Here is a 25,954-nt window from a genome sequence, read left to right on the forward strand (position 1 = left end):
AAAGTACACCGCGGCTTTTTTTGCGATTTCAAGCTCTTCCGACTTCTCGGCCAGTTGACGCTTGAGCCGGGCATTCTCGTCGGCCAGGGCTTGCTCGCGCTCTGAGGCGCTTTGCTGCTGCTGGGCCTTGGCTCGCCACTGGTAGAGCTGGCTGGGCTGCAGGCCAAGCTCTCGGGCGGCGGCACTGATGCCGACACGGTCGGCGAGGGCCAGTGCCTCGGCCTTGTAGTCCTGGGAGTAGCGGGTACGGGTCTTCTTCATCGAAGCTGCTTGCCTTGCCATGGGTCACCTCGTCTCAGTGTACTGTCTTAACGAGGTGTCCACTGCTGCTGGGCAAGATCAATGCTCGGCATCGGCCTGGTCGCCTACATGCGAACCACCAACCTCTCCGACTACATCCTCGGCGGTCGTACGCTCGGCCCCTGGACCTCGGCGATCTCCGCCGGGGCGTCGGACATGTCCGGCTGGCTGCTGCTGGGCCTGCCCGGTGCGGCCTACGTCAGCGGCATCTCGGCGAGCTGGATCGCCGTGGGGCTGCTCATCGGCACCTGGCTCAACTGGCTGATCGTGGCGCGCCGACTGCGTCTCTACAGCTTCAAGGTGAGCGATGCCCTGACGCTGCCGGAATACTTCGCCAACCGCTTCCAGGACAAGACCCACCTGCTGCGGGTGATCTCGGCGATCTTCATCCTGCTGTTCTTCCTCTTCTACACCAGCTCCGGTCTGGTGGCCGGCGGCCGACTGTTCGAGACGGTGTTCGGCTACGACTACACCGTGGCGGTGACCATCGGCACCATCGCAGTGATCTCCTACACCTTCTTCGGCGGCTTTCTGGCGGTCTCCTGGACCGACCTGATCCAGGGCCTGATGATGGTGGCAGCGCTGGTGATCGTGCCCATCATCGCCTTCAGCGACCTGGGCGGCACCAGCGGTGCCGGCGCAGCACTCGCCGCCGAGAGCGAGCACATGCTGGCCTGGTTCCGCGACGCCTCCACCGGCGAGGCGCTGTCGGTCATCGGCATCGTCAGCTCGCTGGCCTGGGGCCTGGGCTACTTCGGTCAGCCGCACATCCTGGCACGCTTCGCCGCCATCCGCAGCGACCGCGACATCCCCGCCGCCCGCCGCATCGCGGTGAGCTGGACGGCCATCGCACTCATCTGCTCCGTGGCCGTGGGCCTGCTCGGCGTGGGCTTCGTGCAACGCGACCTGGCCGATGGCGAGACGGTGTTCATGGTGATGGTCAACCTGATCTTCCATCCGGTGATCGCCGGCATCCTGCTGGCCGCGATCCTGGCCGCCATCATGTCCACCGCCGACTCCCAGTTGCTGGTCTCCTCCTCGGCGCTGACCGACGACTTCTACAAGGCGATCTTCCGCAAGGACGCCAGCCAGACCGAGCTCGTCTGGGTGGGCCGCTTCGCCGTCATCGGCATCGCCGTCATCGCCTACCTGCTGGCGCTCAATCCCGACGCCACGGTGCTCGACCTGGTCGCCTACGCCTGGGCCGGCTTCGGTGCGGCCTTCGGTCCGGCGCTGATCATGTCGCTGTACTGGCGGCGCATGAACCGCTGGGGCGCGCTGGCCGGCATCGTGGTGGGCGGCGTCACCGTGGTGCTGTGGGCCGAAGCCTCCGGCGGCATCTTCGATCTCTACGAGATCGTGCCCGGGGTGATCTTCGCCTACATCGCCATCGTGGTGGCGAGCCTGGCCACCGAAGAGCCCAACCTCCAGGTCACCGCCGACTTCGATACCTTCGACGAGACCTGAGGATCGTCCGACGGCCCAGCCCTCGGACATCGACCAACGAGCCGCCCTCGGGCGGCTCGTTGCGTTTCCCTCCCCTCACGACCACCAGGCTCTGAGCACCACCACCAGCGTGAACAGCGCCAGGGCGGCGAGGCTCAGCGGCGGCATGGTGGCACGGCGCAACCATGGCCGACGCAGCTCGAGGCCCAGCGGCTGCATGAAGGCCGAACCCAGCGCCCATACTCCCAGACCGATCAGCGGCAGACGCAGCGGCATGGCCAGGCCACTGAGCAGCTCGGGTCGCAGCAGCAGCCACAAGGCCAGGCCGGCGGCCAGCAACATGGCGCCCAGCGGCACTGCGGGTAGCGACCGGTCGACGTTGCGTGATGGCATGGCAATCTCCTCGTCACCCTTCCTTCAGTGAAGCCGATTTGCGCGCAGCGTGCGAGCTGAGCCGGAATTTCCTTTACAATTATTATCCAATGGAAAAACCCGACCGAAGCCTCTCCCCCAGGAGACACAGGCCATCATTACGCATCGACAGGGATTGACGTTCCTCACCTCGGCAATAGAAAAATTCTACAAGACTTTTAGAAACACCGTTCTCTATACTTGACTGGCAATGCCCCAATGGGCCAGCGCAGTCGCTTGGGCTGACACCGCTTGCCCCAGACAGTGCCACCGGCACTACACCACGGGAGGACCTCCCATGAACCAGTCCCTGACACTTTCCGCCATTGCCGTGACCGCCAGCCTGCTGCTGGCGAGCCAGGGCGCTCTGGCCTACAGCGCCGGAGACCTCTTCGTGCGCGGCGGCTTCGCCAAGACCGAGGTCTCGTCGGACAACGGAACGGCCGCCGGCCAGTCGCTGGACATCGAGGACGAGAACGGCTTCACCTTCGGAGCCGGCTACCTCTTCCACGACAAGGTCGGCGTCGAACTGAACGGCAGCGAGCCGTTCGAGCACGACCTGACGCTTGGCGGAGCCGGCCTCGGCAGCGTGGACCGCATGCCAGTCAACCTGCTGGTCAACTATTACCCGCTGGGCGGCCTCGACTCCCGGGTGCAGCCCTATGTGGGTGCCGGGGTGAACTACACTCGTTTCTCCGACGAACCCGACGGCCTGGATGTCGACCACTCCTACGGCGCCGTAGGCCAGCTGGGCATCGACCTGGCGGTGACGCGCAACCTCATGCTCAACGGCTTTGCCAACTACGCCGACGTGGATGCCGACATCGACAGCGGCGGCGCCCAGATCGGGACGGCCAAGGTCGACCCCTGGACCATCGGCGGCGGCATCACCCTGCGCTTCTGATCAGGCGCGCCAAGCGGCGTTTCATCCAGCAACGCCGGGCTCTGGCCCGGCGTTTTTCGTGGGCAGAATGCAATAAGGAATATTTTATATACCTCTTTAGTTGTCGACTGCAACCATTGCCTTGGATCAAGAAAAGCTCGCCTCGCGGTTATTAGACTAGTGCTATTGCACCGCAGCGGCCGTGGCCGCTTCTTCTGAAACGCGTACCGAAAGGAGTCGTTCCATGCGCAAGTCCATTCTGCCCACCCTGCTCGCTGCCGGCCTCGTCGCGGCCGCTGCCAGCCCCCAAGCCCTGGCCTATGGCGAAGGCGATTTCTTCACCCGCGTTGGCGCCGCCCACGTCAACCCCAAGAGCGACAACGGAAACGTTGATGCACTTAGTCTTACCGGTCTTGAAGTCGACGTAGACAGCGACACGACTCTCGGCTTTACCCTGGGCTACCGTTTCCACGACAAGCTCGGCGTCGAGCTGCTGGCCGCCCTGCCCTTCAAGCACGACATCAGCATTGCCGATGGCACGGTCAACGGTTCCACCAAGCATCTGCCGCCCACCGTGACCCTCCAGTACTACCCGCTGGGCGGCACCGACGCCCGCGTGCAGCCCTATGCCGGCATCGGGCTCAACTACACCACCTTCTTCAGTGAAGATATCGACGTGGCCGGAGCCGAGCTCGAACTCGACGACTCCTGGGGTGTCGCCGGTCAACTGGGCGCCGACGTGCTGATCAACGACAACTGGGCCGTCAACGCCGCCGCCTGGTACGTCGACATCGACACCGATGCCAGCCTGAACGGTGACGATATCGGCACCGTCAACATCGATCCCTGGGTCTTGATGGCCGGCTTCAGCTATCGCTTCTGAGCCGTTGACATGCTCGTTACCCAGCGAGGCCCGCCATTGGCGGGCCTCGCTGCATTCGGGCACTGACAGCCAGCGCGTCAGTTGTCGGTCACCAGACGGTCGATCTCTTCCACCGCCTTGCACAACAGCAAGCGGTCGTTGGCGCGCGCGCCCTCCTGGGCCAGATAGGCTTCCACCGCCGGAGCGACGTCGCAAGTCTCCGGCATGGGCGCTTCGGCTTCGACCAGCGCATCCAGCCGGGCGATGAACACGAAGCGCAGCCACTGAGGCAACGCCATGGTATCGATGCAAAAGGGCTGCTGACTGGCAAAGGCCTCGGGGCCGGGGGATTCCATCTGCCACAGGTTGGTGGCCTTCATGGTCGCTTCCAGGCGACGCAGAGCCACATCGAGCTCTTCGTGAACCGTCATGTCGAAGTCCTCGCGTGAATTGACCCGCATTATCTCGCCCCGCCTCGGGCCTTGGCCACCCCAAGGTCTACGTTCATTCGCACCGGATCATTCACAGCTTCGCTGAACGAGGCTGTGGATAAGCTATGGAAAGTCATCTCCGGGTCAGGAATGACGGCCACTGCGCGAACATGGTCAATCATTGATCACTCCGCCATCGTTCACGCCGCCCGGTGGCTGACAAGATCGGGTGCACCGCGGTAGAGTGCACGCTTCGATTCGGGAGTCGCCATGCAGCCGATTCATACGCTCAACGATTTCTTCCAGCGCAGCGGTGCCGAGGTGCGTGCCTATCACCTTGGCCGCCGAGTCGAGCCCTTTTCGCTCGACACCCTGGCCGCCTTCGAAAGCGGCGAACTGGCCTGGCCGGCCCCCTGGCAGGGCGAGGCGCGCCTGGGCCTGGTGTTTCGCCTCGGCGACATGCCGGATCCGGTGATCTGGTTCCTCGCCCTGCCCCTCGACGAACAGGGAAAACTGGACCCGGCGCCCCGCGACGCCTTCGTCCAGCGGCTGCTCGAGACGCTGGGCCGCAACGCCCAGTCTCTCGAGGCGGCGCCGCCGGGCAAGGCGGACAACCTGATGCACGACAATCCGCTGGCCTTCACCCCTTCGCTGCCCTTCCGGGCGGTGCTGCACGCCCGAGCCACCCGTGACATGGGTCAGCCGGCCAGCCAGCATCTGGAGCCGGTGGAAGCCTACCTGAGCGGTCAGCAGGCCATCGACTGGCAGGCCCTGGGCCTGCAGGGCCTGGCCGACTATGCGGTGCGCCTGGACGCCGGAGCCGCTCGCGCACTGGCCGAACGCCTCGCCACCCTGCCGGCAGAAGCGCTCACTTCGCTATGCTACTGTCTGGAACATGTCGCCATTCCCGATGAACTGGCGCACGCCTTGCGCCGACGCGGCGAGCTGGCCGCCACCCAGGGCGACATCGAAGTCTTCTGCGCCTGCGTGCGCGCCATGGGCGGCGCAAGCACGGCCATTGCCGGCGACTGGTTCGATATCCTGCTGGCCGACCCCGATGCCTGCGGTCCGGACATGCTGGCCGCCATTGCCGGTCGCGGCTGGGTGCATCTTGAGCATGCCTCACGACTGCCGCAATTCCTGGCTCGGCTGGCGGAAACGCCGCATGCCGACTTTGCCAGCATGGCTCGCGACCTGGCGCTGATTCCGCGCCTGCGCCTGCCGGTGCTGATGACGCTGCGCGAGGCCCAGGCGGATTCCGCCATCGGTCGCCGTCTTGCCGAGCTGACGAGACCGCCACAGCGACACGCGTGACAACAGGGGAAGAACATCATGAAGGAACTGCCCTATACCGCCAGAGCCGTGATCGGACGCCGCGAGATGGTCACCCTGCCGGAACTCGGTCTGTCGCTGTGCGCCAAGGCCGACACCGGCGCGCGCACCTCTGCACTGCACGCCGAGGACATCGAGACCTTCGAAGAGCAAGGGCACCTGTGGGTCAGTTTCACCACCCGCAGCGGCGGGCCGGACACCCCGCCTCACGTCTTTCGCCTGCATCTGCACGACCGTCGCCGCGTCACCAGCTCCAACGGGCACGGGGAGTGGCGCTACGTCATCCGCACGCCCATGCGGCTCGGCGAAATGGAGATGATGGTGGAACTGACCCTGGCCGACCGCCGCAACATGCGTCACCCCATGCTGCTCGGGCGCCGCGCCCTGCGTCGCCTGCTGGTCGCGCCCGGCGCGGCTTTCCTGCACGGCGAGCCCTGACGCCCCCGACACTTCGACGCGGAGCCCTCGATGCGTATCGCGCTGCTATCCCGCAATCGCAACCTCTACTCGACCCGTCGCCTGGTGGAGGCGGCCGAGACCCGCGGCCACACGATCCGCGTGGTGGATACCCTGCGCTGCTACATGAGCATTGCCGCGCACCACCCTTCGATCCACTACAAGGGCGAGAACCTCGAACCCTTCGACGCCGTGATCCCGCGCATCGGCGCCTCGATCACCTTCTATGGCTGTGCGGTGCTGCGTCAGTTCGAAATGATGGGCACCTACGTGCTCAACGACTCGGTGGCCATCACCCGTTCCCGCGACAAGCTGCGCTCGCTGCAGCTGCTCTCGCGCAAGGGGCTCGGCCTGCCGATCACCGGCTTCGCCCACTCGCCCGACGACATCCCCGACCTGATCACCATGGTGCGCGGCGCCCCGCTGGTGATCAAGCTGCTGGAAGGCACCCAGGGCATCGGCGTGGTGCTGGCCGAGACCAATCAGGCCGCCGAGAGCGTGATTCAGGCCTTCATGGGCCTGAAGGCCAACATCATGGTGCAGGAATACATCAAGGAGGCTCGCGGCGCCGACATCCGCTGCCTGGTGATCGGCGACAAGGTGGTCGCGGCCATGAAGCGCCAGGCCGCCGAAGGCGAATTTCGCTCCAACCTGCACCGTGGCGGCAACGCCAGCGTGATCCGCATCACTCCCGAGGAGCGTTCCACCGCGATTCGCGCTGCCAAGGCCATGGGCCTGCGCGTGGCCGGCGTCGACCTGCTGCGCGCCAACCACGGGCCGGTGATCATGGAGGTCAACTCCTCGCCGGGGCTGCGCGGTATCGAGAGCGCCACCGGCAAGGACATCGCCGGTCTGATCATCGAGCACCTGGAGAAAAACGCCGCCGCACCTCGCAAGGCGCCACCCAAGCCGAAAGGATGAGACCACGGCACACGATTTTCTCGACGCCGGGGGTGGCAAAAGTGCCACGACGGCCCCACAATCGGCGTCACCGGAGGAGGTGACCGCCCATGTTTCTCGACAATCGCCAGGTGGCGATGGACAGCGTACTGGAAGCGCTGGCCGACAGCATCGATTACTTTCAGGACAATCTCGAGCGCCTGCGCCCTTCCCTGCGCGAAGCGCTCAAGCCTCATTACGAGGCACGCAGCAAGGCGATGCGGGATCTGCGGGAACTGGCCAGGCGTCACCTCAAGCTATTGCCCCGCGACGCCGATGTAGAACGCGACGATTACCTGTGGCTGTGGAGCCGGCTGAAGAGCTTCGTCGGCAACGAGAGCCAGGTAGTGATCGGCGAACTGCTCGAGCAGGAAAGAGTGCTCATGCAGGCACTGGCCACCCTCTACACTCACCCGCTGCCCGACCCGGTGGAAACCGCCGTCGAGCGCTGCTGGACGGGCTGCCGAGCGCTGATCCGCGAGCTGTATGAGTTGCAGAAGGAGCGCCGCTGAGCGGCGTCGTTCCGGTGCCTGCCGGGGCAGGCACCGGACCTATTCCCGCTCTCGCCCGTACGGTAGTTCCCAGACGGGCGGGGCGATCTCCAGGGGCTCGAACGGACCCAGGAAGTAGGGTTCGCGTCCCCACAGGTAGAGGTCGCCCAGCGTAGCGACCCTTGCCGCCCATTCGCGTGCCTGCAGGCGCCACTGGCCGTCGACCCTGGCCGTCCGTGCGGCGCAGCCGACGGCTTCCAGGCCCAGGGCATCGGCAATGAACAGTGCCCGCGGCAGGTGCCACGCCTGGGTGACCAGTACCGCCCGCTCCACCCCGAAGACGTCACGGGCACGAACCAGCGTATCGAAGGTGCTGAACCCGGCGTAATCGAGGGTCATGTCCTCGTCGCGCACGTAGCGTTCGCGCAGTTCACGCCACATGGTGACGGGTTCGTTGTAGAAACGCGTGCGATTGTCGCCGGAAAGCAGCAGGTGCCGCACACGCCCCAGGCGAATCAGCTTCGAAGCCGCGCCCATGCGAGCGTCGAAATGGGGATTGCGCACGCCGCTCCGGGTCCAGTGCGAGGTACCGAAAACGATCCCCACCTGCTCGGGACCACACTGCGACAGCGTCCGCTCGATCCGCCCCTGGGTCTGGGTCAACACCCAGGCGTTTCCGGCCAGGAACAACAGCGCGGCCAGGAGAACCAGCGCCCCTGACGACATCAATACGACCCTGAAAGCCTTCCACGCCGCCGCTTGCATTTCCCTTCCCGCCCGCAGGTTCAGAACATGCCGAGTTCCAACTTGGCCTCGTCGCTCATCATCTCACGGCTCCAGGGCGGGTCGAAGACGATTTCCGTATGCACCTTGCTGATCTGTGGGGCACCGAGGATCTTGTTGCGGGCATCGGCGGCAATGACGTCGCCCATGCCGCAGCCCGGGGCGGTCAGGGTCATGCGAATGGTGACGATGCGCTCGCCGCTGATCAAACGCTCGATGCGACAGCCGTAGACCAATCCCAGGTCGACGATGTTGACCGGGATTTCGGGATCGAAGCAGGTCCGCAGCTGATCCCAGACGAACTGCTCGATCTGCTCGTCGGTGGCGTCCTCCGGCAGGGTCGGCCGCGGCAGCGGTTCGAGGCCCAGCGCATCGAGATTGCTGCCCTCGATGAGGTAGAGCCGCCCCTCGTGGCCGACGCTCACCGAACTGCCCTTGGCCTGCATCACGCTGACGATGCTGTCCTCGGCCAGCGTCTCTGTCTTGCCGAAAGGAATGGAGATCGCCGCCACGTCACGCTGCAGAGGCAGCTGCTGCCCCTTGTGGAGACTGGCTACCCGTTCGATATCGCTCATATCACTCTCAGTGTCCTTGCCCCTGGCTCCCTCAGCGAACCATACCGATGACCCGCTCCAGTGCGTCAGCGAAGATGTCGACCTCTTCCAGGGTGTTGTAGGCCGCGAAGGATGCCCGGCAGGTCGCCTCCACGCCGAAGTGGTGAAGCAGCGGCTGGGCGCAGTGGTGGCCGGTGCGAATCGCCACGCCGAGCTGGTCGATGAGCAGCCCGATGTCCTGGGCATGGGCACCGTCGACCACGAACGACAGTACCCCCGCCTTGTCCGGCGCGGTGCCCAGGATGCGCAGCCCCTCGATGCGCGACACCCGTCGGGAGGCGTGTTCCAGCAGGCGGGCTTCCCAGGCGGAGATGGCGTCGATGCCGATGCGCCCCACCCAGTCGAGCGCCACACCCAGGGCGATCACCTCGGCGATGGCCGGGGTACCCGCCTCGAACTTGTGGGGAATGGCGGCGAAAGTGGTGTCGTGTTCGAAGGAGACGGTGGCGATCATCTCCCCGCCGCCCTGCCAGGGCGGCATCGCCTCGAGCAGCTCGGCCTTGCCGTAGAGCACCCCTACCCCGGTCGGCCCGTAGACCTTGTGCCCGGAAAACGCGTAGAAGTCGGCATCGATGCGGCGCACGTCCACCGCCTGGTGTGGCACGGCCTGAGCACCGTCGACGAGGATCAGTGCGCCATGATCGTGAGCAACGGTTGCCATCTCGCGCACCGGATTCACCGTGCCGAAGGCGTTGGAAACGTGGTTGGCGGCCACCAGCCGGGTGCGTTCGGTGAAGAGCGCGCGGTAAGCCTCGAGATCGAGAACGCCGCGCTCGTCCACCGGAATCACCTTGATGGTGAAACCGAGCTCGCGGGCCAGCAGTTGCCAGGGCACGATGTTGGAGTGGTGCTCGAGACGCGAGACGAGCACCTCGTCGCCTGGCTCGAGGTTGGCCCGCCCCCAGGCATTCGCCACCAGGTTGATCGCCTCGGTGGTACCGCGGGTGAAGACGATCTCACGGGATTCGGCGGCACCCAGGAAGGTACGCACCGTCTCGCGGGTACCCTCGAAAGCGGCAGTGGCCTCGTCGGCCAGGGTGTGCAACCCGCGATGGATGTTGGCATTGCAACGGCCGTAGTAGTCGTCGAATGCCTCGATCACCTGCCGCGGAGTCTGACTGGTGGCCGCGTTGTCGAGATAAACGAGCGGTCGGCCATGGATCTGGCGCGCCAGGATCGGGAAATCCCCCCGCACGGCCGCCACGTCCAGGGCCGGAACCTCGAATGCGTCACTGGTTGCCAGGTCGGTCATGGTCGTTCTCCTGTCACTCGCCCGCCATTTCATCGAGCGCCGCTGCGGTCTCCACCAGTCCGGTGAGGTTGAAGCGCTCGGGCAGCTTGCCCGCCACGGCGCGCTCGACGCGCTCGGCAATGGCATCCAGGCCCACCTGCTCGAGCACTTCGCCGGCAAAGGCCAGGGTCAGCAGGCCGCGGGCAGTCTGGGTGTCGATGCCACGGGTGCGCAGGGCGAAGACCGCCTCCTCGTCGAGCTGGCCGGTGGTGGTGCCGTGGGAGCACTTGACGTCGTCGGCGTAGATCTCGAGCTCCGGCTTGGCGTCGATCTCGGCGCGGTCGGAGAGCAGCAGGTTGGCGTTGCTCTGGTAGCCCTCGATCTTCTGGCTGTCGCGCTTGACCACCACCTTGCCGTTGAACACGCCATGGGCGCGGTCGTCGAGGATGCCCTTGTAATTCTCGTTGGAGGTGGTGTGCGGCGCGTTGTGGTTGGCCAGGGTGTGGTTGTCCACGTGCTGGCGACCCTGGCCGTAGAAGAGACCGTTGAAGGTCGCCTCGGCGCCCTGACCGTTGAGCTCGGTGATCAGGTCGTTGCGCACCAGGCCGCCACCCAGATTCAGATTGAAGGAGGTGAAGCGGCTGTCGCGCCCCTGCTCGACGTGGATGCTCGCCACGTGCAGGTCGGCGAGCGGCGCCTCCTGCAGCTTGTAGTGAGTCAGGATGGCGCCACGCTCGAGGATGATCTCCTCCACCAGGTTGGTGAAGTTGGCCGCCTCGGGCTCGCCCACGTGATGCTCGATGACGGTGGCCTGGCTGCGCGCCCCGGCCTCGACGAGGATGCGCGGATGGCTCATCACCGGCGCGTCGTTGGCCCGGGAGAGGAACTGCACGATGATCGGCTTGTCGACCAGCGTGCCCGGCGCCAGGCGCAGCACCGCTCCCTCCTCCATGCAGGCGGTGTTGAGCGCGGCGAAGGGCGAGAATTCCACTCCCGTCAGCCGCCCCAGCGGGCCGCCCACCGCCTCGTGATTCTCGTCGAGCGCCTGGGAGAGCGGCAACAGCGACACGCCGGCAGGCAGCTCGTCGAGCTGGGAGAGCGCCGCCGAAAAGACGCCGTCGACGAAGGTGATACGGTGCGCCTCGATGGGCAACGTCAGCGCCGCCGCCGTGGCCGGCGAGAAGCTGGCATCGTCGCTGAACGCGAAATCGCCCCGGGAAATGGCACGCACGTCGGTGTACTTCCAGTTCTCCACCCGACGGTGGGGAAAGCCCATGGCCTCGAAGCGTGCCGCCCCGGCCTGGCGTCGCGCCGTGATCCAGGTCGGTTCCGGCCCGCGGCCGGCGTTGCGCTGCGCCAGCCGAGCCAGGAAACGCTGGACGTCGTCGCTGGGAGATTGCACGTCGCTCATGCCGCAGACTCCTCCACCACCCAGTCATAGCCGCGCGCCTCGAGCTCGCGAGCCAGATCGGCATCACCGCTCTTGGCAATGCGACCGTCGACCAGCACGTGGACCCGGTCGGGTACCACGAAGTCGAGCAGGCGCTGGTAGTGAGTCACCAGCAGGACGCCGCGCTCTTCGCTGCGCAGCGAATTGATGCCCTCGGCCACCACGCGCATGGCGTCGATGTCCAGGCCCGAGTCGATCTCGTCGAGCATCGCGAGCCGGGGCTGGAGCACCAGCATCTGCAGAATCTCGTTGCGCTTCTTCTCGCCGCCCGAGAAGCCCTCGTTGACGGCGCGCTGCAGGAAGCTCGGATCCATCTTCATGAAGGCGATCTTCTCCTTGACCAGCTTCATGAACTCCGGCGCCGGCATCTCGCCTTCGCCGCGCGCCTCGCGCTGGGCGTTGAGCGCCGCCTTGAGCAGATAGATGTTCTTCACCCCGGGAATCTCCACCGGATACTGGAAACCGAGCAGCAGCCCCGCCTGGGCCCGCTCCTCGACCTCCATCTCCAGCACGTCCTTGCCTTCGAAGGTGATGGTCCCCTGGGTCACCTCGTAACCTTCCTTGCCGGCGATCACTGCCGACAACGTCGACTTGCCGGCCCCGTTGGGGCCCATGATGGCGTGGACCTCGCCGGCATTGATGGTCAGATCGAGGCCCTTGAGGATTTCCTGACCCTCGACCGTGACGTGCAGATCCTTGACTTCGAGCATCTTCGGTACCTTTTCGATTCTGGCGAGCCGTCGTCGCGGCGACTTGCAAAAATGGATTCGTTGTTCAGTCGCATGGGCATGCCATGCGCCTTGACCTGGATGAGCTTTTCCGGCGCCAAGGCTCAGCGAGGGTGCTGTGAACCCATCCTGCGGCGCTCTCGCATCCTGCTCCGCTTGCAGAGCCGGTGTTGGCCATCAATGGCCAACCCGTTCGGCGGAATCCGCCTCACCCATGGCAAAAGACCCTCGCTTCGACTTGTCCCCGGCGCTCATCCCGCCGGCCACTTGGACACGGCTTCAGCCCACGGCGCCCTCGAGAGTGACGTTGAGCAGCGCTTCGGCTTCGACGGCGAACTCCATCGGCAACTCCTGGAAGACGTCCTTGCAGAAGCCGTTGACGATCATGCTTACCGCGTCCTCCTCGGAGATGCCGCGGCTCTGGCAGTAGAACAGCTGGTCCTCGCCGATCTTGGAGGTGGTCGCCTCGTGTTCCACGGTGGCGGTGCTGTTGCCGATCTCCTGGTAGGGGAAGGTATGGGCGCCGCACTGGTCGCCGATCAACAGCGAGTCGCACTGGGTGAAGTTGCGCGCGTTCTTGGCCCGCGGGCCGATCTTGACCAGGCCGCGGTAGGACTGATCGGCGCGACCGGCGGAGATCCCCTTGGAGACGATGGTCGAGCGAGTCCCCTCGCCGATGTGGATCATCTTGGTACCGGTGTCCGCCTGCTGGCGTCCGTTGGTCACCGCCACGGAGTAGAATTCGCCGATGCTGTGCTTGCCGCGCAGCACGCAAGAGGGATACTTCCAGGTGATGGCTGAGCCCGTCTCGACCTGGGTCCAGCTGATGCGCGAGCGGTCGCCGCGGCAGTCTCCGCGCTTGGTGACGAAGTTGTAGATGCCACCCTTGCCGTCCTCGTCGCCGGGGTACCAGTTCTGCACCGTGGAGTACTTGATGTAGGCATCCTCGAGCGCCACCAGCTCGACCACGGCGGCATGCAGCTGGTTCTCGTCGCGCTGCGGCGCGGTGCAGCCCTCGAGGTACGACACCTGGGCACGGCTCTCGCAGACGATCAGAGTGCGCTCGAACTGGCCGGTGTTGCGCTCGTTGATGCGGAAGTAGGTGGAGAGCTCCATGGGGCAGGTCACCCCTTCCGGCACGAAGACGAAAGAGCCGTCGGTGAACACCGCCGAGTTGAGTGCCGCGAAGTAGTTGTCGCCCTGCGGCACCACGCTGCCCAGATACTGCTTTACCAGCTCCGGGTAATCGCGGATCGCCTCGGACATGGAGCAGAAGATCACGCCCGCCTCGCCCAGCTTCTCCCTGAAGGTGGTGGTCACCGAGACGGAGTCGAACACCGCATCCACCGCCACGCCGGCCAGCGCCGCGCGCTCGTGCAGCGGAATGCCCAGCTTCTCGTAGGTTTCGAGCAGCTTGGGATCCACCTCATCGAGGCTCTGCGGCCGGTCCTCGTCGCGCTTGGGAGCGCTGTAGTAGGAGATCGCCTGGTAGTCGATGGGCGGATAGTCCAGATGCGCCCAGGACGGCGGCGTCATCTTCAGCCACTGGTGGTAGGCCTTGAGGCGCCACTCCAGCATCCACTCCGGCTCGCCTTTCTTCTTGGAGATGAAGGCGATGGTGTTCTCATCGAGGCCGGGCGGTACCGTATCGCTCTCGATGTCGGTCACGAACCCTTCCTTGTATTCGCGACGGACGAGCTGTTCCATTTCCTCACTTGCCATGATGTTCCCCCTCCCGGGCGGTTGGGACGGCGAGGGCAACTCGCCAGGGTCTTGATGGTTCTTCACGCAGCCTGGCCACGCTTCATGCCGTCTCCGCGGCCAGGCTGACGCTCTGGATGGGCAGCTGCACCGGCAGCTTGATCGGTGTCGTGTCGGCCAGGTGCGCCAGGGTCACGCTGTCGAGCAGCGTGCGGATGGCCAGCGACACGCGCTGCCAGTTGTCGGCGACGCCGCACACCGATGCCAGCTCGCAGTCGCCGTCCGCCTGGCTGCATTCGGTCATCGCCACCGGCCCTTCGATGGCGGTGATGATGTCGCGAGCGGTGATCTTCGACGCCGGCCGAGCCAGCGAATAGCCACCCTGTGCGCCGCGCCGCGACTCCAGGAGGCCGGCACGCACCAGCATCTTGAGCGTCTTGCTGACGGTGGGATGCGGTAGCTGCACGGCCTCGGCCAGCTCCGCCGCGGCATGCGACTGCTCCGGGTGGCGGGCGATCTGCGCCATCACCACGGCGGCGTAGTCGGTCAGCCGTGAAAGCTTGAGCATGTCGATTCCTCCAGGCTGCATCGGCGGTCGAACTGGCCCGCTCTGCATTGGGGACCATTTTAGTCCTCTATGCATGCGGTGTGAACCCCTACCGCTCTTTTACATCGTTTATCAGCTTGATAGCGGCATGTTCGAGGACGTTATCGACAATAACGCCAATCATTCTCATCGCTGAGAACACTGCCCCTCATCGAGGGCAACCGACGTCGGGGAAGAGGAAGGGGAAGAGCGGGAAACGAAAAACGGCAAAGCGGGGGTAGACGATCACGACCGAGAGGCGTCGATCTTCGCCGCATGATCGCGCTGCCAGGCAAGCAGCTGCTCGGCCGGCAGCGCCTTGGTATAGAGAAACCCCTGGGCCAGATCGCAGCCGAGCTCCCTCAGGATGCCGTGCTGCTCTTGGGTCTCGACCCCCTCGGCCGTGACCTCCAGCCCCAGCGCATGCCCGACGTCGATCAGGCATGCCATGAGTTTGCGCGATCGTTCGTCGTCGCCCAGGCCGTCGACGAAGGCCCGGTCGATCTTGAGACCGGTGATCGGCAGGTGGCGCAGGTATTCGAAGGAAGCGAACCCGGTGCCGAAGTCATCGATGCTGACCCCGATACCGAAGCTGCGCAGCCGTGCCAGCGCCTGGCGGGCTGCCGTCAGATCGTTCATCAATGCCGTCTCGGTGATCTCCACCTCCAGCTGGGAAGGCATGAGCCCGGTGCGCTCGATCAGCGCTTCGATCTCGCCGAGCAAGGACGCATCCTGGAGGTTGCGAGCCGAAACGTTGATGCTGACCGTTCCCGCAAAGCGCTTGGCGAACCCGCACGCCTCGCTGGCCACGAAACGCGTGACCGGCTCGATCAGCGTGGTGTTCTCCACCTTGGGCATGAACAGCCCCGGCGGGATGAGACGACCGTCCTCGCCCCGCCAGCGAATCAGCGCCTCGCAACCGCACACGCTAGCGTCGGCGAGACGCAGCTTGGGCTGGTAGTGAAGCAGAAACTCCCCCTGCTCGAGGCCATGGCGAACACTCGCGATCATCTTGATGGTCTGCACGGTGCGTTGAGTGAACTCGGGGCGGTAGTGACAGTGGGAACGATGCATTTCCGCCGCCGCCAGCAGCGCCATGCGGGCCTCGCGGACCAGCTCCTCCGGCGAGCGCGACTCCTCGGGGAGGCTGCTGCCCAGGACGAGCTGCACCCGAGCGGGTATGCCCTTCACCGGCAGATTGTCCTCGCCAAGTTCCACCAACCGCTCGGCGGCCAGCTCCAGACCATCGCGGTCCACCGGCCAGAGCAGCAACATCAGCTCGGCAGCGCTGTATCGATAAATGCCCCTCACGCCATCCAGACGGGCGATCCGCCGGCTCATGGCGCTGACCAGTTCGTCGGAGGCGTCCGCCCCCATGGCCTCGAGGATGTCGGTGATGTCGGCGATGCGCACCAGGATCAAACCGACGGTCTTGCCGTCGCGGCACTGCGAGTCGGCCAGCAGGCCGGCCAGGTCCTCCTCCATGGCCACCTGGTTGGGCAGCCCGACGCGCGGGTCGGTACGCGCCGCCACGTCGCGTTCGGCATGGGTGTTGCGCAGCCGGGAAAACAGCCAGCCGGCAAAGCCGCCGATGACCAGGTACAGACCGAGCCGAATCAGCCAGTTGAGCGTGCCTTGCGCTTCCCCGGTAGCGACGTTCAGCGGTGTGGCGGCCATGGCCAGCCCTGCGAGCAGGGCTGCCATGAGGGCCCCGGGGAGCCCGTACCAGGCGGCCGCGAGCAGTACCGGGATCAGCATCAGGTAAGGATAGGAAAAGCGCGTACCGCCCGTGACGTAGACGATCAGCGTGCCCATCGCCAACACCGCGACCAGCACCGCCACCCGTCCCAGTTCCCGCGTGAAACTCGGCCCACGAACTTCCCAGGCGGGCCGATACGACCGTTCCCCCCAGAGTCGGCTATATGCCCCCATACCGCCCCCATCCCTGACGACTCGAACCACCCCAGCTTGTGGGACGCCTGCACGAACCATCATAGCTGCCTATGCGCACATCGGCACAACGCTCGATCAACGTCCATTCACCGGCCAAAACCGCCGAGCCCGAGCCAGGGTTTTGCATCATGACGCCATGCCTGATAGGTTGAAAAGGCATTCGCTGAATCGAGGAGGCGAGACATGGATTCCGCCGTCAATAGTGCCGTAGGCACCTCTCTGGGTCTCGAGCAGGCTCAAACCGCACAGCAAGCACAGATGCAGGTGCTCAAGGAAGCACTGGATTCTCAGAAGGATCAGGTCAGCGCCCTGATGGAGTCGGCCGGTGCCGAACCTGAGCTTGCAGACGAGGGTCATCTGGGTACGCAGATCAACGCCTACGCCTGATCGGCAATCCGACCCCTCTCAGCCTCACCCCGCTGCCCCAGGGCGCGGGGTGAATTGCGTATAGCGCCTGTCTCTCGCTCTTGTGGCAAAGGCGGACATGACGACCATCACGGTATTCGGCGGTACCGGCTTTTTGGGCCGCGCCATCGTAGGCACGCTGTTCAACGCCGGGCATCACGTGCGCATCGCCGCGCGCCAGCCGACGCTTCCCGCCTGGGCAGACGCCGGGGACTCACTGTCGCTCTTCCGTGCCGACATTCGCAATGCTCACCAGGTGGCCGAGGCACTCAATGGTGCCGACGGAGCGGTCAATGCCGTCAGTCTCTATGTACAGCGCCGCGACCTGCGCTTCGACGCCATTCACGTCGATGCCGCCGCGCAACTGGCTCGGCTGGCCCGCGCTGCCGGCATCGAACGGCTGGTACACCTGTCGGGCATCGGCGTCGACCCTCGCTCGCCATCTGCCTACGTGCGCGCCCGGGCTGCCGGCGAAGCCGCCGTTCTAGAAGCCTTTCCCCGCGCGACCCTGCTGCGTCCCAGCGTGTTGTTCGGCCCCGAAGACGCCTTTCTCACGGCGCTCGCCGGGCTCACCCGACTGCCCGTGATCCCACTATTCGGCCGCGGCGAAACACGTCTGCAGCCGGTGCACGTGAACGACGTGGCCCGCGCCGTGGATCGCATACTGGGCAGTCATCCGCCACCCCAGCGCCTCTTCGAACTGGGCGGCCCCGACGTGCTCCGTTACCGGGACGTGCTGGGTCAGGTGATGGCCCACCTGGCGCGTGAGAGGCCATTAATCCCCATTCCCCTTCCGCTATGGCACGGCTTGGCGCTGATCGCTTCCGCACTGCCCAGCCCGCCCCTGACGCGAGACCAGGTCATCCTCATGGCCCGGGACAATCTTGCCGATCCCGATATCGCCGGGTTCCAGACCCTAGGCATTCTGCCCCACGCCCTGCGCGACAGCCTGCCTGATTGCCTCGACCGCGGCTGAGCATTCCTACCCCGGGCACTCGTAGGCCCCGTCACGGCGCCACCCCGAACCACGCCTGGGCCAGGTGCCCGGTGAGGAAGGCGAGACCCGCCGCGGCTCCGCCCATCAGCAGCGTGCGCAAGCCCGACCGGACCATCGGCTGACGGTAGACCACGCTCTTCAGCATGCCGATTCCCAGGAACATCGCACCGGCCATGGCCAGGCTGGCCAGAAACTGCCGATTGGTACCGAGCGAGGCCAGAGTGTAGGGCAACAGCGGCATGGCGCCGACGACGAGAAAGGCCACGAAGGTGGTCAATGCGGAGCGCAGCGGGCTCAATCCCTCGCTCTGGAGGCCGTGCTCCTCGGTGAGCATGGTCTCGATCCATACCTCGCGATCCTCGGTGATGGCCGCCACCACCTGTTCCAGGGTCTCGCCCGACAGACCCTTGCGGCGGAATATCTCGCGTATCTCCTCGCGCTCTCCTTCCGGTACCGCGTCGATATGGTGGTTCTCGCGCTCGCGGACCCCCTGAATGTGCTCGCGTCGGGCCTGGATCGACTCGTAGTTGCTCACCGCCATGCTGAAGCCGTCGGCCAACAGGTTGGCGAAGCCCAGCACCAGCGCCACCGTGGCCGAGAAGCCGGCCCCGAAGGCTCCCGACACCACCGCAAAGGTGGTCACGCAGCCGTCGATACCCCCCAGGATGGCATCGGGCACCGTCTCGGCCCGCTGGGGCGCGCCGAGGCGACGCCGTATCGCCTCCGGCCTGTGTTCGTCTTCCAGCGCGCGTCGTTCGCGTTGATCCATGCCGTTTCCTCGCGGCTCCTCAACGATGTCACTGTAACACCGTCCGAACCGCCGGGAACGCGACACTGCGATGTCGGCCAGTCGCCCGACAAGCGGTTGTGTCGTACGGCCAGAATGGCGATGATCGAATGAGCCTGGCAGCGGCGCACGGGAGTGCCGCCAGTACGACGCTCGACCCGCAACGAAGGACCACCATGCCACCGACTCCGCAACGGCTGTGGCGCAGCCGTATCAAGAACGGACTGCAGACGCTGCTGATCATGACCGGCCTGGTACTGGTGCTGTCGATACCCGGCTATCTGTTCGCCGGGCCGTTCGGGGTCGTTGTGTGTTTCACCACGGTGCTTCTGGTCGCCTATTTCAGCAGTTGGGTACCGGCACGCTGGATACTGGCCAACAGCGGCGCGGGCCTCTTGCACCGTCACCAGGCCCCGGCACTCTACCGGCTGCTCGACACCCTCTACCAGCGTGCCGGGCTGCAGATGCATCCTAGGCTCTACTACGCACCCAGTGCCGAGCTGAACGCCTTCGCCGTCGGCGACCAGCGCGACGGCGGCATCGCCGTCACCGAGGGACTGTTGCGCACGCTGTCGCTACGCGAATTGGCCGGGGTGCTCGCCCACGAGACCAGCCACTTGTGTCATGGCGACACCAGGGTGATGTCCATCGCCGCGGCCATGACCCGCCTGACCGTCTGGGCGACCACCGTGGTTCAGGTAAGCTTGTTGCTGATGCTACCCATGATCGTCACCGGCGAACTGGCCTTTCCGTGGCTGACGCTGCTGCTGGTCGCCCTGGCCCCGACACTGAGCACGCTGCTGCAGCTCGCGCTGTCGCGCAATCGCGAATACACCGCCGATCTGGAAGCCGTCGCCATCACCCGCGATCCCCACGGCCTGGCTTCGGCGCTGCAGGTCCTGGAACGGCACCAGGGCCAGTGGCTGGCAACGCTCTTCGGCCAACAGCCACCGGCTTGGATCGACTGGCTACGCACGCACCCGCCCACCGCAGAGCGCATCCGGCGGTTGCTGGCGCTGACGCCGCCGGACCGCGCGACGTCGCCTCTCGATGGTTTGAACGCAGACGGCCAGCCAACGCTGCACCAGCGTCCGCCGCCGCTGGGCCCACGCTACTGGATCCTGCGGCGCTGACGACGCCCTCGCCCCCTCGTCAATGCCCCTGACGCAACCGTTCGAAGTCTTCGGCGCTGACCTCGTTGCGTTCGGCATCCAGAATCTTTCCGCCAATGGCCGCTACCGACTGGGTCAGACGAATTAGCGTTTCCGGGCTCTGGGCCACCCGCTTCTTGTTGCGGAAATGCACCAGAATGGAAATCCCCCCGACGATGGGATGCTCTCCCTCCTCATGAAGTGGCGGCAACCGCCCGGGCGGCGTGCTGTCGGCCACCGTCAGCCGGTAGCCGGCACGTCCGTCGCGAATGGTGTAAACGCCTTGCTTGGTATCGAAGATGGCGCCCTCTTCCTCGAGCACCTTGTTGAGTCGCCGGTTGGTATCCAATGCCGGCCAGTCGAATACCACGAACAGGCATTGCTGGACGCCATCCCCACGAACGACCTGAAATCGATGGGAGACCTCCTCTGCCGCCGGCTCGCTCGCTTCGACGTTCGCCGCCGCTGCCGGTTCGGGCGCCTGCGGCTCGGGCCCGCTCGGAGAAGGCTCCGGGGCACTCGCTCGTGGCTCCTCGTCGGGCTGAGCGCGGCGTACGTAAAGGAATATCCCCAGCGCGATCAAGCCCAGCGCGATCGCTACCCCCGCCAATAGAATGGCGCCATTCGTCGAATTCATTCGTTCCACCTCCTTCGCGGGCCTGCATGCGGCGTCCACTGTCGGCATCACCCGAGCAGGCGTATCGATACCAGCTAGCGCAGCGTGGCGCCCGTTGCGTCGTTATCGTTGTCATTGTCGTTATCGTTGTCTCTGCAGCGTCGGGGGAGAGAGTCACGTCAGTCTACGCACTTCAGCACGTCCTGCAGGGCCCTGGCCAACACCGGTGCCATGGTGATGGCATTGCTGGCATGGGCAATGCAGTCCGTGCTCCACACCTCACCGACCCCGGACGCTGCGATGACCGCCAGGGCATCGTCGGCAAAGAGCGCATGAGTCACGGCCACGTCTACCGACACGGCCCCTGCTTCCAGCAACCGTCGAGCCGCACCGGCCAGGGTGTGTCCGGAACTCGCCACGTCATCCATCAGCACCACCTGACGCCCTTCCACGTCCAGTGCCGGCAGCGCGATCGAGACGTCGCGGTCACCGTGACGCACCTTGCGACAGGCTCCGTAATCGAGTCCGGTCGCGGCGGCAGCCTGCCGCACCCATTGCAGCGCCTCTTCATCCGGCCCCAGTAGCAAGGCGCCGGGGCGCTTCGCGGCGATCAACTCGGCCAGCCGCGGCGCACCGGAGAGCGCGATGGCGTGCTCGCCGGGTATCGCCTGGTCGAGCCGCTCGATGCGGTGCAGATGCGGGTCGACGGTGATGACGGCATCGAAGAGTTCGGCCAGAAAGCCACCCACGATGGTCTGGCTGACGATCTCGCCGGGCTGAAAGGCGATGTCCTGGCGCATGTAGGCGAGGTAGGGAGCGACCAACACCACCCGCCGCGCGCCTCTGGATCGTGCATCGCGGGCAACCAGCAGCAACTCGACCAGTTTCTCGTTGGGGCGGTCGAGGCTGCGGAAGACCACCAGCGTCTCCGGCGTATCGTTCGCTGCGGTGAAGGGCATGCGCAGCTTGAGCTCTTCATCGGGAAAGCGGTGGCGCTCCACGACACGAGCGATCAGGCCCGCCGCCTCCGCCAAGCGTCGCGCCGGCGCCGCTTCATCGGAAAAATGGAGAAGTTCAGGGCTCATCAGAACTCCACGTTGAGACACTGGATCGACTCCCGGCTGCCGAGCGTCACGCCGCTGTCGCGTTCGCTGGCTTGGTGGGCGAAAGTCATCTCGTTGCGATAGGCGGCGTGGACCCGGTATAGCGGCTGGCCGGCTTCCACCGAATCGCCGATGCGCACGCGCATGTCCACACCGGCCCCAGCGGCCTTGGGCGCTCCGGCAAGACGCGCGATTCGGGCCAGCTTGAGGTTGTCCAGCGCGATCACCACACCGGCCCGCGGGGCGACCACCTCGAAGTGCTGAGGCGCCAGCGGTGGAGCCTCGGGGTCGAAGGGCTTCTCGCCCTGGGCGGCGATGATGGCACGCATCTTCTCCAGCGCCCGCCCGGAGTCGAGGATGTCACGAGCGATGGCGAAGCCGTCGCCGCCGCGCACGTCGGGATCGAACTCGAGCATGCGACCGGCCAGGCGAAGCGCCTTGTGACGCAGGTCCATGGGCGCTTCGGGGTGGTTGGCGAGCACGCGCATGGCGTCGCGCGCCTCGAGCACAGGACCGATGCCGCAGCCGATGGGCTGGCGTCCATCGGTGATGACCACGTCCAGGGTGAGCCCCATGCACTTGGCGACGTACTCGAAGAGCTTGCGCAGCTGCCGTGCCTCGGGCATCGAGCGCACCTTGGCATGCGGCCCCACGGGAATGTCGAGCAGTAGGTGAGTAGAGCCGGCGGCCACCTTCTTGGAAACGATGGAGGCGACCATCTGGCCGGGCGAATCGATGAACAGCGGCCGCTCCACGGCGATCAGCACGTCATCGGCCGGCGACAGCTGGCTGGTACCGCCCCACGCCAGGCAGCCACGGTGAGTGCGCACGATCTCGCCGAGCGTATCGAACGGCAGGTCGACGTTGGCCAGCACCTCCATGGTGTCGGCGGTGCCGGCCGGCGAAGTGATGGCCCGGGACGACGTCTTGGGACACAGCAGGCCGTGGGCGGCGACGATGGGCACCACCAGCAGCGAGGTGCGATTGCCGGGAATGCCGCCGATACAGTGCTTGTCGACCACCGGGTGCTCGTGCCAATCGAGGCGGCGCCCCACCCCGCTCATGGCGTCGCTCAGGTAGAAAACCTCCTCACGGTCGAGCTCACCGCGGTCGCAGGCGACCACGAAGGCGGTGAGTTCGATCTTGGAGTAGCGCAGCTCGGCGATGTCGCGAACGATGGCATGGAAGTCCTCGCGCGTGAGCCGTTCGCCGGCGATCTTGCGGTGCAGGGCGGGAATCGAAACGGGCGGCTCTGCCTGCGAAACGCTGACCGGATGCCCCTCCTCGACCCCCAGAGCGTGAAAGGCATCCTCCGAGAGCCCCAGCTGCTCGCAATCGACGATGGCAGGGTCGTCGACCACGTTGAGACTCGCCAGAATGCACTGGCCGTTGGCGCACACCTCCACCTTGGCCAATGCCTGGAAGCCCTCGGCACGATAGAGGTCGCAGTCGCGATGCAGGTAGGCGACGTTCTCGCGGTAGGTGTCGATACCCACACGCTTCAGTGCCAGCGGCGTGAGCGTATCGTCCACCGCTCCGCCGTTGGGTCGATCGGTGATCATGGCAGCGTTCCCTGCAGCACGTGCCGAATACACCGGCAACGTGACACGCGTGTGACGGATAGCTCCATCCTAGCAGCAGCCCTCTGGCTCGTCATGCCACCGAAGGAGACTGACTTGACCCGGGAAGCCGCGCTAGGCTTGCTCTTGGATTTCCAACAGGAACGCTGCCTTGATCGATATACCACTGGATGCGGGCCACCTTCTGGCCGTAGGGGCCACCTTCATCACTGTCGTCGCCTGCGTTCTTCTGCACTACGAGATAACGACCCGCCTATGGCGGCAAAAGGGCTTCGGTCACCATTCGCTACGCCGCCGCTTCCTGGTATTGATCTTCGGCCTCTTCGCAGCCCATGTCGTCGAGATCTGGCTCTTTGCCCTGGCCAGCGCCCTGCTGCTCGAACACCCCTTGGCCGGCGGCTTCAGCGGCATCTCGGTGGCGAACTTTCTCGACCATGTCTATATGTCGGCCATTACCTACACCACCCTGGGCTACGGCGACCTCGTGCCTCAGGGTCCGATACGCTTCCTGATGGGCACCGAAGCCCTGACCGGCTTCATGCTGATCACCTGGTCGGCATCGCTCACCTTTCTCGAGATGCAGAGGCACTGGTCCTCCGAGTGAACGAGGACGACCCGCCATCCCAATACGCATCAGGCGATGCAATGCCACGCATTGCGCATCGTCATCCTTCAGGAAAACAAATGCTTATGCAGCTCTGCTAAGCTGGGGTCATTCCAGCGGGGCAATTTGTCGCACCCTGCTCGTCCGCCCTCCCCTGGGTCGTGGCGCTCCGAGCCGCAGGCAGCGGCTAAGCTTGTTCAAGAATGACGGCTCCGGCCAACGGTTCGGAGCCCACAGAGGAGAGCGCATTTGGAACTGATTCTGTATGCCCTCGACAATCTCGATCTGCTGATCCGGCGCACCATCGAGCACATCTCCCTGGTGGGCGTTGCCGTGGGCATCGCCACCTTGACCGGCGTACCCATCGGCATCGCCATCACCAAGAGCGAGCGGGTTGCACGCTCGGTGCTCTATCTGGCCTCGATCATCGTCACCATTCCCTCCATCGCCCTGTTCGGCATCATGATCCCGGTGCTCTCGCTGATCGGCCACGGCATCGGCTACGTGCCGGCAGTGATCGCCGTTCTGCTCTATTCGCAGCTGCCGATCATCCGCAACACCTACACGGCCATCAACAACGTCAATCCGGCGCTGCGCGAGGCCGCTCGCGGGATCGGCATGAGCCCCAACCAGCGCCTGCGCATGGTGGAGATACCGCTGGCCGTGCCGGTCATCATGGCAGGCGTGCGCACCGCCGTCGTGCTCAACATCGGCGTCATGGCCATCGCTGCCTACATCGGCGCCGGCGGACTCGGCACCTTCATCAGCCGCGGCATCTCGCAGTCAGACCCTCGCCAGCTCATCGTCGGTGCCGTCGCGGTGAGCCTGTTGGCCGTCGTGGTCGACTACGTCCTCCTCTACGTGCAGAAGCGCCTGACGCCCAGCGGGATGGAACGCACCGCCGATCCGGCTTGACGCCCCTGACGACAGATTGCGAAGCAAGGAACCCCCATGATCCAGCTCGACAACCTGACCAAGGTCTTCGACACGCCCAAGGGCGCCGTGGTCGCTGCCGACCATATCAGCATGGAAGTGCCCGCCGGCGAGATCTGCATCCTGCTCGGCCCCTCCGGCTGCGGCAAGACGACCACGCTGAAGATGATCAATCGCATCGTGAAACCGACCTCCGGCAAGGTGTTCATCGACGGTGAGGACACCACCGGGATGGACACCCAGCAGCTGCGCCGCAACCTCGGCTACGTCATCCAGCAGATCGGCCTGTTCCCCAACATGACCATCGAGGAAAACATCACGGTGGTGCCCAAGCTGCTGGGCTGGGACAAGGCCCGCTACCGTGAACGTGCCCGCGAGATGATGGCGATGATCGCCATGGAGCCCGACGCCTTTCTCAAGCGCTACCCCAGCGAACTCTCCGGCGGCCAGCAGCAGCGCATCGGCGTGGCCCGAGCGCTGGCCGCCGATCCGCCGGTGATGCTGATGGACGAGCCCTTCGGGGCCATCGACCCGATCAACCGCACGGTGATTCAGGACGAGTTCCTCAAGATGCAGCAGGAACTCAACAAGACCATCATGTTCGTCAGTCACGACATCGACGAAGCGATCAAGATGGGCGACCGCATCGCCGTGTTCCGCGAAGGCAAGCTGGTGCAGTACTCGACGCCGGATGACCTGCTGGCAGCGCCGAAGAATGCTTTCGTCGAATCGTTCCTCGGCGAGGATCGAGCCCTCAAGCGCCTCAACCTGGTCAAGGTGCGCGAGGTGGTGAGCGACGAGATCGGCACGGTCGTGCCCGGCGACACGCTGGAAACGGCACTGGCCAAGATCGACGATTTCGGCTACCAGAACTCAATCCTGATGGTGAACGACCAGCGCCAACCGGTGGGCCTGATTACCCGCGCAGTCGCCCGGACCACCCGCGGTTATTGTCGCGATCACTTCCAGAACGTACCGGCCACCGTCAATCTCGACGACGACCTACGCAAGGTCGCTTCGCTGATGTTCGCCCAGGACACCACCTGGCTGCCCTGCGTGGACGACGATGGCCGCGTATGCGGACAGATCACCCAGCGTGCCATGACGCACCACCTGGGGGCCCGCTTTCGTGCCCAGGAGACGAATGACCTGACCCCGGACGCAGCGACCAAGGAGTGAAC

General features: G+C 65.4%; 28 protein-coding genes. 13 read left to right on the plus strand and 15 right to left on the minus strand.

The genetic code is table 11. The features are described from left to right. Positions 1-282, minus strand: a 282-nt coding sequence (locus tag BLP96_RS17915) for a transposase (RefSeq protein WP_143005137.1), incomplete at its 3' end; no start/stop codon positions are given. A gap of 60 nt (positions 283-342) precedes the next feature. Between BLP96_RS17915 and putP the strand changes: the two genes are divergently transcribed. Beyond that, entirely contained in the window at positions 343-1,767 is a 1,425-nt protein-coding gene (putP, locus tag BLP96_RS17920; protein WP_089688911.1) for a sodium/proline symporter PutP, read from the plus strand. Positions 1,768-1,842: 75 nt separating this feature from the next. On the opposite strand, the gene BLP96_RS17925 is transcribed toward putP, so the two are convergent. Continuing rightward, entirely contained in the window at positions 1,843-2,139 is a 297-nt protein-coding gene (locus BLP96_RS17925; protein ID WP_089688912.1) for a hypothetical protein, read from the minus strand. Between the two features lie 316 nt (positions 2,140-2,455). Between BLP96_RS17925 and BLP96_RS17930 the strand changes: the two genes are divergently transcribed. Both BLP96_RS17930 and BLP96_RS17935 read left to right on the plus strand, forming a co-directional pair. Further along, the gene (locus BLP96_RS17930; RefSeq protein WP_089688913.1) at positions 2,456-3,061 is read left to right on the plus strand and encodes an OmpW/AlkL family protein; all 606 of its coding nucleotides are present in this window, start codon (positions 2,456-2,458) and stop codon (positions 3,059-3,061) included. A gap of 223 nt (positions 3,062-3,284) precedes the next feature. Further along, positions 3,285-3,923: an OmpW/AlkL family protein gene (locus BLP96_RS17935; protein WP_089688914.1), complete on the plus strand. Its 639-nt coding sequence runs from the start codon at positions 3,285-3,287 to the stop codon at positions 3,921-3,923. A gap of 77 nt (positions 3,924-4,000) precedes the next feature. Here BLP96_RS17935 and BLP96_RS17940 read toward each other — a convergent pair whose 3' ends face one another. Then, positions 4,001-4,333 (minus strand): YqcC family protein, encoded by a 333-nt coding sequence (locus tag BLP96_RS17940; RefSeq protein WP_089688970.1) that lies wholly within the window; start codon positions 4,331-4,333, stop codon positions 4,001-4,003. Between the two features lie 270 nt (positions 4,334-4,603). Here BLP96_RS17940 and BLP96_RS17945 point away from each other — a divergent pair, with 270 nt between their 5' ends. From BLP96_RS17945 to BLP96_RS17960, 4 genes are all read left to right on the plus strand, one after another. Then, on the plus strand, positions 4,604-5,647 hold the full coding sequence (locus BLP96_RS17945; protein ID WP_089688915.1) for a DUF3549 family protein: 1,044 nt from the start codon (positions 4,604-4,606) through the stop codon (positions 5,645-5,647). Positions 5,648-5,665: 18 nt separating this feature from the next. Beyond that, complete coding sequence (locus BLP96_RS17950) at positions 5,666-6,103, plus strand: ATP-dependent zinc protease family protein (protein WP_089688916.1); 438 nt, start codon at positions 5,666-5,668, stop codon at positions 6,101-6,103. 30 nt (positions 6,104-6,133) lie between these two features. After that, positions 6,134-7,042 (plus strand): 30S ribosomal protein S6--L-glutamate ligase, encoded by a 909-nt coding sequence (rimK, locus tag BLP96_RS17955; RefSeq protein ID WP_089688917.1) that lies wholly within the window; start codon positions 6,134-6,136, stop codon positions 7,040-7,042. Positions 7,043-7,131: 89 nt separating this feature from the next. Beyond that, positions 7,132-7,572: a hypothetical protein gene (locus tag BLP96_RS17960; protein ID WP_089688918.1), complete on the plus strand. Its 441-nt coding sequence runs from the start codon at positions 7,132-7,134 to the stop codon at positions 7,570-7,572. A gap of 39 nt (positions 7,573-7,611) precedes the next feature. Here the strand turns inward: BLP96_RS17960 and BLP96_RS17965 are convergent, their stop codons facing one another. The 8 genes from BLP96_RS17965 to BLP96_RS18000 all read right to left on the minus strand — a co-directional run bounded on the left by BLP96_RS17965 (position 7,612) and on the right by BLP96_RS18000 (position 16,576). Then, positions 7,612-8,277 (minus strand): SanA/YdcF family protein, encoded by a 666-nt coding sequence (locus tag BLP96_RS17965; protein ID WP_245682308.1) that lies wholly within the window; start codon positions 8,275-8,277, stop codon positions 7,612-7,614. A 59-nt stretch (positions 8,278-8,336) separates the two neighbouring features. Beyond that, positions 8,337-8,909: a putative Fe-S cluster assembly protein SufT gene (gene sufT / locus BLP96_RS17970; RefSeq protein ID WP_089688920.1), complete on the minus strand. Its 573-nt coding sequence runs from the start codon at positions 8,907-8,909 to the stop codon at positions 8,337-8,339. Between the two features lie 31 nt (positions 8,910-8,940). Next, positions 8,941-10,200 (minus strand): cysteine desulfurase, encoded by a 1,260-nt coding sequence (locus BLP96_RS17975; RefSeq protein WP_089688921.1) that lies wholly within the window; start codon positions 10,198-10,200, stop codon positions 8,941-8,943. Between the two features lie 13 nt (positions 10,201-10,213). Further along, the gene (gene sufD / locus BLP96_RS17980; protein ID WP_089688922.1) at positions 10,214-11,590 is read right to left on the minus strand and encodes a Fe-S cluster assembly protein SufD; all 1,377 of its coding nucleotides are present in this window, start codon (positions 11,588-11,590) and stop codon (positions 10,214-10,216) included. Beyond that, a complete protein-coding gene (gene sufC / locus BLP96_RS17985) occupies positions 11,587-12,339 on the minus strand; it encodes a Fe-S cluster assembly ATPase SufC (protein WP_089688923.1) in 753 nt (250 codons plus the stop codon). Before sufC ends, sufD begins: the two co-directional genes overlap by 4 nt. Before the next feature lie 297 nt (positions 12,340-12,636). Further along, positions 12,637-14,079: a Fe-S cluster assembly protein SufB gene (gene sufB / locus BLP96_RS17990; protein ID WP_089688924.1), complete on the minus strand. Its 1,443-nt coding sequence runs from the start codon at positions 14,077-14,079 to the stop codon at positions 12,637-12,639. An 82-nt stretch (positions 14,080-14,161) separates the two neighbouring features. Then, the gene (locus BLP96_RS17995; RefSeq protein WP_089688925.1) at positions 14,162-14,626 is read right to left on the minus strand and encodes an SUF system Fe-S cluster assembly regulator; all 465 of its coding nucleotides are present in this window, start codon (positions 14,624-14,626) and stop codon (positions 14,162-14,164) included. 264 nt (positions 14,627-14,890) lie between these two features. Next, positions 14,891-16,576 (minus strand): putative bifunctional diguanylate cyclase/phosphodiesterase, encoded by a 1,686-nt coding sequence (locus BLP96_RS18000; protein WP_176761563.1) that lies wholly within the window; start codon positions 16,574-16,576, stop codon positions 14,891-14,893. Positions 16,577-16,780: 204 nt separating this feature from the next. Here BLP96_RS18000 and BLP96_RS18005 point away from each other — a divergent pair, with 204 nt between their 5' ends. Next, positions 16,781-16,984, plus strand: coding sequence for a putative motility protein (locus BLP96_RS18005; RefSeq protein ID WP_089688927.1), 204 nt, complete (start codon positions 16,781-16,783; stop codon positions 16,982-16,984). Between the two features lie 97 nt (positions 16,985-17,081). Further along, positions 17,082-17,978, plus strand: a complete 897-nt coding sequence (locus BLP96_RS18010) for a complex I NDUFA9 subunit family protein (protein ID WP_089688928.1) — start codon at positions 17,082-17,084, stop codon at positions 17,976-17,978. A 31-nt stretch (positions 17,979-18,009) separates the two neighbouring features. Here BLP96_RS18010 and BLP96_RS18015 read toward each other — a convergent pair whose 3' ends face one another. Then, positions 18,010-18,768 (minus strand): VIT1/CCC1 transporter family protein, encoded by a 759-nt coding sequence (locus BLP96_RS18015; protein WP_089688929.1) that lies wholly within the window; start codon positions 18,766-18,768, stop codon positions 18,010-18,012. Positions 18,769-18,962: 194 nt separating this feature from the next. On the opposite strand from BLP96_RS18015, the gene BLP96_RS18020 reads away from it, so the two are divergent. Next, positions 18,963-19,919 (plus strand): zinc metalloprotease HtpX, encoded by a 957-nt coding sequence (locus BLP96_RS18020; RefSeq protein ID WP_089688930.1) that lies wholly within the window; start codon positions 18,963-18,965, stop codon positions 19,917-19,919. A gap of 19 nt (positions 19,920-19,938) precedes the next feature. Here BLP96_RS18020 and BLP96_RS18025 read toward each other — a convergent pair whose 3' ends face one another. The 3 genes from BLP96_RS18025 to BLP96_RS18035 all read right to left on the minus strand — a co-directional run bounded on the left by BLP96_RS18025 (position 19,939) and on the right by BLP96_RS18035 (position 23,218). Continuing rightward, positions 19,939-20,574 (minus strand): hypothetical protein, encoded by a 636-nt coding sequence (locus tag BLP96_RS18025; protein ID WP_089688931.1) that lies wholly within the window; start codon positions 20,572-20,574, stop codon positions 19,939-19,941. A 158-nt stretch (positions 20,575-20,732) separates the two neighbouring features. Continuing rightward, the gene (locus tag BLP96_RS18030) at positions 20,733-21,638 is read right to left on the minus strand and encodes a ribose-phosphate diphosphokinase (protein ID WP_089688932.1); all 906 of its coding nucleotides are present in this window, start codon (positions 21,636-21,638) and stop codon (positions 20,733-20,735) included. Then, the gene (locus BLP96_RS18035) at positions 21,638-23,218 is read right to left on the minus strand and encodes a thymidine phosphorylase family protein (RefSeq protein WP_089688933.1); all 1,581 of its coding nucleotides are present in this window, start codon (positions 23,216-23,218) and stop codon (positions 21,638-21,640) included. Before BLP96_RS18035 ends, BLP96_RS18030 begins: the two co-directional genes overlap by 1 nt. A 169-nt stretch (positions 23,219-23,387) precedes the next feature. Here BLP96_RS18035 and BLP96_RS18040 point away from each other — a divergent pair, with 169 nt between their 5' ends. The 3 genes from BLP96_RS18040 to BLP96_RS18050 all read left to right on the plus strand — a co-directional run bounded on the left by BLP96_RS18040 (position 23,388) and on the right by BLP96_RS18050 (position 25,952). Continuing rightward, a complete protein-coding gene (locus BLP96_RS18040; protein WP_089688934.1) occupies positions 23,388-23,840 on the plus strand; it encodes a potassium channel family protein in 453 nt (150 codons plus the stop codon). A gap of 249 nt (positions 23,841-24,089) precedes the next feature. Continuing rightward, positions 24,090-24,755, plus strand: coding sequence for an ABC transporter permease (locus BLP96_RS18045; RefSeq protein WP_089688935.1), 666 nt, complete (start codon positions 24,090-24,092; stop codon positions 24,753-24,755). Positions 24,756-24,791: 36 nt separating this feature from the next. Continuing rightward, entirely contained in the window at positions 24,792-25,952 is a 1,161-nt protein-coding gene (locus tag BLP96_RS18050; RefSeq protein WP_089688936.1) for an ABC transporter ATP-binding protein, read from the plus strand. The last annotated feature ends 2 nt before the right edge of the window (positions 25,953-25,954 follow it).

Source organism: Billgrantia gudaonensis, assembly GCF_900100195.1.
GTDB lineage: Bacteria > Pseudomonadota > Gammaproteobacteria > Pseudomonadales > Halomonadaceae > Halomonas > Halomonas gudaonensis.

Excerpts from the sequence above, each read along its gene's own strand:
- BLP96_RS17940 (WP_089688970.1), bottom strand. The coding sequence starts at position 4,333 with ATGACGGTTCACGAAGAGCTCGATGTGGCTCTGCGTCGCCTGGAAGCG.
- BLP96_RS17930 (WP_089688913.1), top strand. The coding sequence starts at position 2,456 with ATGAACCAGTCCCTGACACTTTCCGCCATTGCCGTGACCGCCAGCCTG.
- putP (WP_089688911.1), top strand. The coding sequence starts at position 343 with ATGCTCGGCATCGGCCTGGTCGCCTACATGCGAACCACCAACCTCTCC.
- BLP96_RS17965 (WP_245682308.1), bottom strand. The coding sequence starts at position 8,277 with ATGTCGTCAGGGGCGCTGGTTCTCCTGGCCGCGCTGTTGTTCCTGGCC.
- BLP96_RS18050 (WP_089688936.1), top strand. The coding sequence starts at position 24,792 with ATGATCCAGCTCGACAACCTGACCAAGGTCTTCGACACGCCCAAGGGC.
- BLP96_RS17950 (WP_089688916.1), top strand. The coding sequence starts at position 5,666 with ATGAAGGAACTGCCCTATACCGCCAGAGCCGTGATCGGACGCCGCGAG.
- rimK (WP_089688917.1), top strand. The coding sequence starts at position 6,134 with ATGCGTATCGCGCTGCTATCCCGCAATCGCAACCTCTACTCGACCCGT.
- BLP96_RS17945 (WP_089688915.1), top strand. The coding sequence starts at position 4,604 with ATGCAGCCGATTCATACGCTCAACGATTTCTTCCAGCGCAGCGGTGCC.
- BLP96_RS17935 (WP_089688914.1), top strand. The coding sequence starts at position 3,285 with ATGCGCAAGTCCATTCTGCCCACCCTGCTCGCTGCCGGCCTCGTCGCG.
- BLP96_RS17960 (WP_089688918.1), top strand. The coding sequence starts at position 7,132 with ATGTTTCTCGACAATCGCCAGGTGGCGATGGACAGCGTACTGGAAGCG.
- BLP96_RS17925 (WP_089688912.1), bottom strand. The coding sequence starts at position 2,139 with ATGCCATCACGCAACGTCGACCGGTCGCTACCCGCAGTGCCGCTGGGC.
- sufC (WP_089688923.1), bottom strand. The coding sequence starts at position 12,339 with ATGCTCGAAGTCAAGGATCTGCACGTCACGGTCGAGGGTCAGGAAATC.
- sufD (WP_089688922.1), bottom strand. The coding sequence starts at position 11,590 with ATGAGCGACGTGCAATCTCCCAGCGACGACGTCCAGCGTTTCCTGGCT.
- sufT (WP_089688920.1), bottom strand. The coding sequence starts at position 8,909 with ATGAGCGATATCGAACGGGTAGCCAGTCTCCACAAGGGGCAGCAGCTG.
- sufB (WP_089688924.1), bottom strand. The coding sequence starts at position 14,079 with ATGGCAAGTGAGGAAATGGAACAGCTCGTCCGTCGCGAATACAAGGAA.
- BLP96_RS17995 (WP_089688925.1), bottom strand. The coding sequence starts at position 14,626 with ATGCTCAAGCTTTCACGGCTGACCGACTACGCCGCCGTGGTGATGGCG.
- BLP96_RS18010 (WP_089688928.1), top strand. The coding sequence starts at position 17,082 with ATGACGACCATCACGGTATTCGGCGGTACCGGCTTTTTGGGCCGCGCC.
- BLP96_RS18020 (WP_089688930.1), top strand. The coding sequence starts at position 18,963 with ATGCCACCGACTCCGCAACGGCTGTGGCGCAGCCGTATCAAGAACGGA.
- BLP96_RS18005 (WP_089688927.1), top strand. The coding sequence starts at position 16,781 with ATGGATTCCGCCGTCAATAGTGCCGTAGGCACCTCTCTGGGTCTCGAG.
- BLP96_RS18015 (WP_089688929.1), bottom strand. The coding sequence starts at position 18,768 with ATGGATCAACGCGAACGACGCGCGCTGGAAGACGAACACAGGCCGGAG.
- BLP96_RS18025 (WP_089688931.1), bottom strand. The coding sequence starts at position 20,574 with ATGAATTCGACGAATGGCGCCATTCTATTGGCGGGGGTAGCGATCGCG.
- BLP96_RS18030 (WP_089688932.1), bottom strand. The coding sequence starts at position 21,638 with ATGAGCCCTGAACTTCTCCATTTTTCCGATGAAGCGGCGCCGGCGCGA.
- BLP96_RS17975 (WP_089688921.1), bottom strand. The coding sequence starts at position 10,200 with ATGACCGACCTGGCAACCAGTGACGCATTCGAGGTTCCGGCCCTGGAC.
- BLP96_RS18035 (WP_089688933.1), bottom strand. The coding sequence starts at position 23,218 with ATGATCACCGATCGACCCAACGGCGGAGCGGTGGACGATACGCTCACG.
- BLP96_RS18000 (WP_176761563.1), bottom strand. The coding sequence starts at position 16,576 with ATGGGGGCATATAGCCGACTCTGGGGGGAACGGTCGTATCGGCCCGCC.